This is a genomic window from Runella sp. (assembly GCF_027484545.1).
GTDB lineage: Bacteria > Bacteroidota > Bacteroidia > Cytophagales > Spirosomataceae > Runella.
On sequence record NZ_JAIXST010000174.1, the window covers coordinates 1 to 6,640 of the forward strand.

Genomic DNA, 6,640 nt, shown 5'->3' on the forward strand with positions numbered 1-6,640 from the left:
CCCAGTTGTTGCAGTTGTCGGTATTGTTCTTCCGTTAACAACTCAATGCCCATATCCGCCGCCATCTCAATTGCGCTGTTTCCGGGTTTATGTTCTTTCCGTGATTCGAGAGCTTCGTGGTCGTAGCACACACTTCGGCGGCCTTTGGGGTTCTCTGCCGAGCAATCAAAGAAAATGAATTCGTCTGTCTTTGCATCATATCCCACTACATCGGGCTCTCCGCCAGTGGTTTCCATGTCATCCAGCGACCACAGCTTTTCGGGATTCGCCTCCAGTTTTGCCAGTACGGTAGCCCATTCCAGCCCTTGGTGGCGGTTTTTGTTTTTCTCAAAGCGTGCTTTCAATACGCTGAGCAGTTCTTCACGCTGTTGCGGCAACAAGTCTTTTTTAGGGTTATTCATGGTGTTCATAGCCTGCTTATTTTAAGTTATTGACAATGTCCTGCAGTCGGTTATGGGCCCAATTGATACCCTGCGCAAAGGGTAACTTCAGCATTTGGTCTCTGTCGACCACGGAGCGATAGACGATATGTATGGTGAGCTTGCTGGTGTCGTTCGTGAGTTTTTCAAATTCTAAAAACTCTAATTGAATGGGATAGCGTGTATTTTCCATTTCAAACGTCCGAGTGATTTTTTGGTTGGGTACGAACTCATGGATTGCTCCGTTGAAACCGTGTTTGTTGCCCATTGGGTCAGTGGTTTCAAACTGATAACTGCCGTGCTTTTTGTTTTCCAATTTCAGCACTTTCGTTCCCATCCATTGTTCCACAAGGTTGGGCTCTTCGTAGGCTTTGAACAGTAATTCCAGCGGCAAATCAAATTCCCTTGTGATTTTCAGGTCCTGTTTGCCGTCTTCGGCGTGAATTTTTGTTTTTCGTTCCATGCTGGTTAGATTATGTTTGAAAATTTCAGCCACTTCGGTGGTCCGACACTTCGGTAGTTTGCTTCTGATTAGCAATGCCGGCAAATTTAATTTGGTGAGCCCTTACTTTTCTTGCGGCTTCGGCCGTCCGATTGCCCAAGAAAAGTAACAAAAGAAGGGCCGCCTGTCCAATGCTTCATCCGCACAATACCCACGCGCATCACGCTGGACAGGCATTCCTCACGCGCAAGGAATTGTTTATTAATGATTTATAAAATTGAGCATAATCTTGTTTTGTCACCCTGAGGGCAGTCAAAGGATTAGTTTTCCTGTTTGTAGTTTTTCATGATGGCTTCCAATTTGTTGAATCGGTCGTCCCACAGTTGGCGGAACGGTTCAAGGAAGTCGGCTACTTCTTTCATGCTTTTTGCGTTGATGTGGTAGTAAATTTCCCGGCCGTTTTGCTGTTGTTCCAGCAATTCACACTCGGTAAGTATGTGCAGGTGTTTCGAAACGGTCGGCCGGGCAGTGTCAAAGTTGGCCGCAATAGCGCCCGCCGTCATGGATTGCGAAGCAACCAATAGGAGTATCGCTCTTCTGGTCGGGTCAGCGATGGCTTGGAATACGTCTCGTCGTAAATTCATTGTGTAGTCATTTGACTACAAATGTACATGTAGCTATTTGACTACGAAAATTTTTTTGCGAATTTTTATAAGACTGGAGGGATTACTCGGCGAAATTTAATGGAGAGAAGGAGCGGTAGTTGTGATTAATCAGTCAGGTATTTGTTAGGGACATTGGACGGATAATAGTCTGTCCCATAGGCACTTTTCATCAAGAGGGAAACAGCTTCATATATCTGAACTTCAGTTCGTTGAAATTGACGCAGAAGCCCCATCATGGCATAGCTGATCGGATTTATGGAGGGAATAAATGTCTCCCAATCATACCCTTTTCCCCAAATAAGTCCTTTGACGGTGAGGGTCAGGTCAGGCTTTTGAGTAAGAAGAAACTTCAGTACGTCGATGCATTGATTGTCATGTTGATTGACCGTGTGAAAAATCGGGGTTTGTCCTCCAAATCCATTTTCATCAATTCCTGCTTTTGAATTGATGTCGGCACCGTGTTTTACCAGTACCTGCGCACAGGCCAAATGATTATATTCGGCACAAATGTGTAATAAGGAGGCTTCGTACAAAGGAGTAAAGGTGCAATCCAACGAATATGTTTTTAACAATACTCCTTTATCTGCCCGTAATTGTGTATCCAGTACATCGGCATTGCCTGTTAAAACGGAGAGCAATACGTTGTCTTCGAATGCCAAGCCGTAGTCAACAAACGCTTTTATACATTCCTTAAAAAGAGGACCACGGCTGTACATATTTATCAATTCATACACCAGCGGTTTTCCATTCACTGTCTCATTGGGATTGACTCCTTTTTCAAAGCAGTCTCTGATTTCCTGAACCGAATGAAGTTCAAAATGAGTTATAATTTCCTGTAAATGATTCATTTGCTACCAATGTTTGGATGGTTGTTAAAATGATCGGTTACCCGTAAATATACAACATTTTTATGAGGTGGAGAAGCGCTTCTTTTTGTCGTTTATGAGTTGTTGAGAAGGCTTATAATGAGGACATTAGACGATGATACTCCATAAAAAAAGCGTCGGTTGCCCAACGCCTTCCTAACTTTATGATTTGTACACAACTGTTTTCAGCAGGTAATCATCGCTGCTTTTCGTTCGGTTAGTTTTTGATAAACGCCGTCCCAAAGACGAATACGTTTTTGCAGAGATTTGAGGGTTGCCTGTTCGGCTTCCATCCAAAATTGTTCATTGGTGCCGCACAGATTAGCAGTCATTTGTAAGGCCAAATGACTGTGATGATCTCCGTCGACTTCGATGTGTCTTTCTAAGTAATAATTGAAAATGGAAATACGTTCGGGGAAGGTTTTGTGGATGTCGTTGATGATGGAAATAAACATTCCCGGAATGAGGTCTTCCCGCCCAAACGTAAAAATCGAGGATTGAAGGTAGGATTTTTTACTATCAATGATTTGGAAGGTAAAATCTACAAATTCTTTTGCCTCTTTTGGCGTGCCTGCGGTACGGAAAGCTGCTTCAAAATCGCCGGTTTGTTGCAGTTCAGCAATAAACGTTTCAATGGGGGTCGTATCTGCGCCGCATTGTTTCATGGCGTCGATGTAGATTTCAAAATGACTTTTCCGCTGTCCATGTAAGTCCACGTCCGATTCTTCTCCCACCACAATTTCATTAATGAGATGGCGGGTCTCAGCCGACCCGACCGGAAACCAAGGGACGGTGGTACAGGTCAGGTTGTTTTGTAAGGTTTTCAACAGGGACATAAAGTCCCAAACGGCGTACACGTGAAATTCCATAAATACCTTCAGGTCTTCTGCATCCTCAATCATAGAGTACACTTTATGGTGCATGATTTCCTGTCGCAACGGCTCAATACGCTCTCTGATTTTTTCTATTTGCTCGGTCATTTTTTTGTTAAATTGTTGGAACCTGTAAGTCACAGGAGGTGTGTTTTGTCTTGCTCTGGTGACTTTATATACGATTTGTATCGTTTTTAGTTTTCAATTTTGAACAAATTTTATTTCAGAAGGGATCAGTTTTTGGTAGACAGTTCACTTTTCAGCAGACTGTTCGGTTTCTCAAGCTGCCGTTTTGTATGCCTTTTAGCGAAAAGAAAATGCAAAAGTAAAATCCCTACAAAAAAAGCGTCGGTTACCCAACGCCATTTTTGTTTTAAAATCAATTATTTACTTCGTTTCCTCCACCGGAGGCGGTACGCCAAAGCGTTTGTGCGCGCCTTTCAGTTCGCCGTGGGAGCTGATGAGAATGAGGGTCAACAGCGCAAAAAAGACAATTAGTATACCCAAATTAATGGCCCATTTTTTGGGGGCAAGCGGTTTTGGGGTAAACTCGGGTTGAGTTTTACCGATCAGGAAAGCTACAATGATCCAATTCGCGATGTAGAGGTATTGTTCAATGCGGTAGCCGCTCATGAACGCGCCCGTAATCAGTAAACTAAATACCACATACAGCCCCCAATGGCCGAGGAAAAGGGTGTAGATTTCGTTGGTAGTATTGGAGAGCGAATTGGGTTTGTTTTGGTAAAAACGCATCCACCAAAAGGCCGTAAATACCAATATTAAACCTATCGAAACCCATTGCACGAAGGGAAGCATCGGACTGTCGGCGGCAACGTCAATCTTGCTGAAAATGCCCTGAAGACGTTCTAAACCAAAAGATTGATCCCATACAATGAATGGAATCACCAATACTGCCATCAATAGCGGAAACCACACCTTGGATTTGGGTTGAGTATCGGTGCCCTTTTCCCAGTGAGAGGTCAGCGTCCCGTAGGCCATGCCGAGTCCGCCGAAAAAGCCCAGGGAGTATTCCATCACGTTCCAGAAATTGAACTTGATTTCGGTCAGGCGGCCGAGTACTTGTAAAAAATTACCAAACCCAAAGCCAAACCCGCCGCCCAATCCGGCAAATACGGCCACCCGCAGGGCTGAATACTGTTGATGACGTACCATGTACCACGTCAGGGCCACGGCGGAGCCAAAGCAGGCCGCCCACATTTCAGAACGGGGAGGAGTCATACGCCACTCAAATTCTTCAATCATAAAGAAATAAAACACGACAGCGCCCACTACCATTTCGATGATGACTTCGTGCCATTTGACGGGCTTCGCGGTGGAATCTGCCAGCGCTAAACCAAACAATCCTCCCCCTACAAAACCGTATAATCCTCCAATGACAAACAGCATCAACAGGCCATAATACACATTCACAAACTCAATACCGCGCCCATAACCCACTACAATGCCGTAACTTGCCAGGCCTCCCAAGCCCCAACCGATGGCCCCCGCGAGGGTAGCGGCAAAGGCTTTGGCATACCAGTCGGGGCGTTTTGCCAGTACTAAAATGCTCAATGAACCGATAGCGCCTGCCCAGGCAGCACCGTGTTCGTGGCCAAATTGCCCGCGAATGGCCCAAGCGGTCCCGAGCGACATGCCCGCCATGAGCATGGCAAAGTAGAGCTGTTTGTTTTTCATGCGTAAAAGAAAGTAGTTTAAGGGTTTGGTATCGTTTGTAGATTATACCTTTTTTGGGGTGAAATGGGCTATTGAAAAATTTGTTTTGGTCACGGAGTTGCACAGAGTCCGACACGGAGTTCCACTGAGAAAAAACGTTGTGAAACTCTGTGCAACTCCGTGTCGAAAAAAGAATAGCCCAAAACGCATCGGACACAGTACTCTATTCTATACAAACCTGTTATAAAAAAGTGGAAACAGCTGAAAAAACGGTCAGGAAGACGTTTTCCTGGCCCATATTTGATGAAACCGACGTGGAAGCGGTAGCCGACCTGGTGCGCAGCGGTAAATGGGGAAACCCCGATTGCGGCGATTTGGTCGAGACTTTTGAGAAAGAATTTGCCGCGTATTGTGGTAGTAAATACGCCATCAGCTGCGTCAACGGCTCGGTATCACTGCGGTTGGCACTGATTGCCTGCGGTGTGAAGCCCGGCGATGAGGTCATTGTGCCGCCTTATACGTTTATTGCAACGGCCTCCACGGTGATTGAAGCCAACTGCGTACCTGTGTTTGTGGACTTGGACCCCGATACCTACAATATTTCTCCCCAAGCCATTGAAGCCGCCATTACGCCGCGCACCAAGGTTATCATTCCCGTTCATTTTGGCGGACAGGCCTGCGACATGGACACCATCATGGACATTGCCAAACGCTACAATTTGCGCGTTATTGAAGATGCCGCGCACGCCCACGGAGCCGAATACAAAGGCAGGAAACTGGGCTCCATTGGCAATGTGGGTAGTTTTAGTTTTCAATCGTCCAAAAACCTAACAGCGGGAGAAGGCGGAATCGTGGTGACCGACGATGATGAATTGTACGCTATGATGAATTCCCTGCGCAATGTAGGCCGCATCGAAGGCGGTCAATGGTACGATCATTACAATCCCGGTTGTAATTACCGCATTACGCAAATGCAGGCGGTATTGCTCTCGGTCCAACTCAAGCGACTGGAAGCGCAGACCATTACGCGTGATGAGAACGGCTTGTATTTGAACACTTTGTTGGAACAAATTGATGGAATCACGCCTTTGAAACGTGGGTTGGGTGAAACGCGGCATTGCTACCATATTTATATTTTCAAATATGACAAAACGTATTTCAACGGCCTGAGTAAAGTGGAATTTGCCGAGCGTTTGGCGGCGGAAGGCGTGCCTTCTTTCCGAGGTTATCCGCATCCGTTGTACAAACAGCCGTTGTTTCAAAACAAAAACTTTATGTGCTACGCCATTCCTGATGATGTAGACTATACGCAGGTTCATTGTCCCGTGGCCGAGCGCGCGTGCAGCGACGAAGCCGTTTGGATTTTGCAACATGCGATGTTGGGAACAAAAGAAGATATGGAGTCCTTTGCGACTGCGATTTTGAAAGTACAAAGTGAAGTTTAAAAATGAAGGTCACAAAGTCACACAGAGTTCTGCCACAGAGTACCACAAAGTCAGTGAGACTCTGTGTATCCACTCTGTGAAACTCCGTGACCATTTTATTGGAAAGCAATGCAAAAAATAATCTTAAAACTGTATTTCATTTTAGTTACGACTCAGGTTCTGAGTCATGTTAGTTAAATTGAATAAAAAGGTTTACCATTGCCCATTGACAGATAAAGAACACATATCGCAACTTCAAGTCCAGTTAGCTACTCAAA

General features: G+C 45.4%; 7 protein-coding genes. 1 reads left to right on the forward strand and 6 read right to left on the reverse strand.

Annotated elements, in window-relative coordinates; genetic code table 11:
* From Q0081_RS16495 to Q0081_RS16520, 6 genes are all read right to left on the reverse strand, one after another.
* The coding region (locus tag Q0081_RS16495) for a DUF4256 domain-containing protein (protein WP_298355454.1) at nt 1-401 on the reverse strand (401 nt) is incomplete at its 3' end.
* A 16-nt stretch (nt 402-417) separates the two neighbouring features.
* Nucleotides 418-882, reverse strand: a complete 465-nt coding sequence (locus Q0081_RS16500) for an SRPBCC domain-containing protein (protein WP_298355443.1) — start codon at nt 880-882, stop codon at nt 418-420.
* 299 nt (nt 883-1,181) lie between these two features.
* Nucleotides 1,182-1,505 (reverse strand): helix-turn-helix transcriptional regulator, encoded by a 324-nt coding sequence (locus tag Q0081_RS16505; protein ID WP_298355445.1) that lies wholly within the window; start codon nt 1,503-1,505, stop codon nt 1,182-1,184.
* A 125-nt stretch (nt 1,506-1,630) separates the two neighbouring features.
* On the reverse strand, nt 1,631-2,374 hold the full coding sequence (locus Q0081_RS16510; protein WP_298355447.1) for an ankyrin repeat domain-containing protein: 744 nt from the start codon (nt 2,372-2,374) through the stop codon (nt 1,631-1,633).
* A 203-nt stretch (nt 2,375-2,577) separates the two neighbouring features.
* Complete coding sequence (locus tag Q0081_RS16515) at nt 2,578-3,372, reverse strand: DUF3050 domain-containing protein (RefSeq protein WP_298355449.1); 795 nt, start codon at nt 3,370-3,372, stop codon at nt 2,578-2,580.
* A gap of 279 nt (nt 3,373-3,651) precedes the next feature.
* On the reverse strand, nt 3,652-4,959 hold the full coding sequence (locus Q0081_RS16520; protein ID WP_298355450.1) for a hypothetical protein: 1,308 nt from the start codon (nt 4,957-4,959) through the stop codon (nt 3,652-3,654).
* Between the two features lie 230 nt (nt 4,960-5,189).
* On the opposite strand from Q0081_RS16520, the gene Q0081_RS16525 reads away from it, so the two are divergent.
* A complete protein-coding gene (locus Q0081_RS16525) occupies nt 5,190-6,383 on the forward strand; it encodes a DegT/DnrJ/EryC1/StrS aminotransferase family protein (RefSeq protein ID WP_298355452.1) in 1,194 nt (397 codons plus the stop codon).
* Nucleotides 6,384-6,640 lie beyond the last annotated feature (257 nt).

Coding starts and splice junctions, on each gene's coding strand:
- Q0081_RS16515 (WP_298355449.1), bottom strand. CDS start 3,372: ATGACCGAGCAAATAGAAAAAATCAGAGAGCGTATTGAGCCGTTGCGA.
- Q0081_RS16510 (WP_298355447.1), bottom strand. CDS start 2,374: ATGAATCATTTACAGGAAATTATAACTCATTTTGAACTTCATTCGGTT.
- Q0081_RS16520 (WP_298355450.1), bottom strand. CDS start 4,959: ATGAAAAACAAACAGCTCTACTTTGCCATGCTCATGGCGGGCATGTCG.
- Q0081_RS16500 (WP_298355443.1), bottom strand. CDS start 882: ATGGAACGAAAAACAAAAATTCACGCCGAAGACGGCAAACAGGACCTG.
- Q0081_RS16505 (WP_298355445.1), bottom strand. CDS start 1,505: ATGAATTTACGACGAGACGTATTCCAAGCCATCGCTGACCCGACCAGA.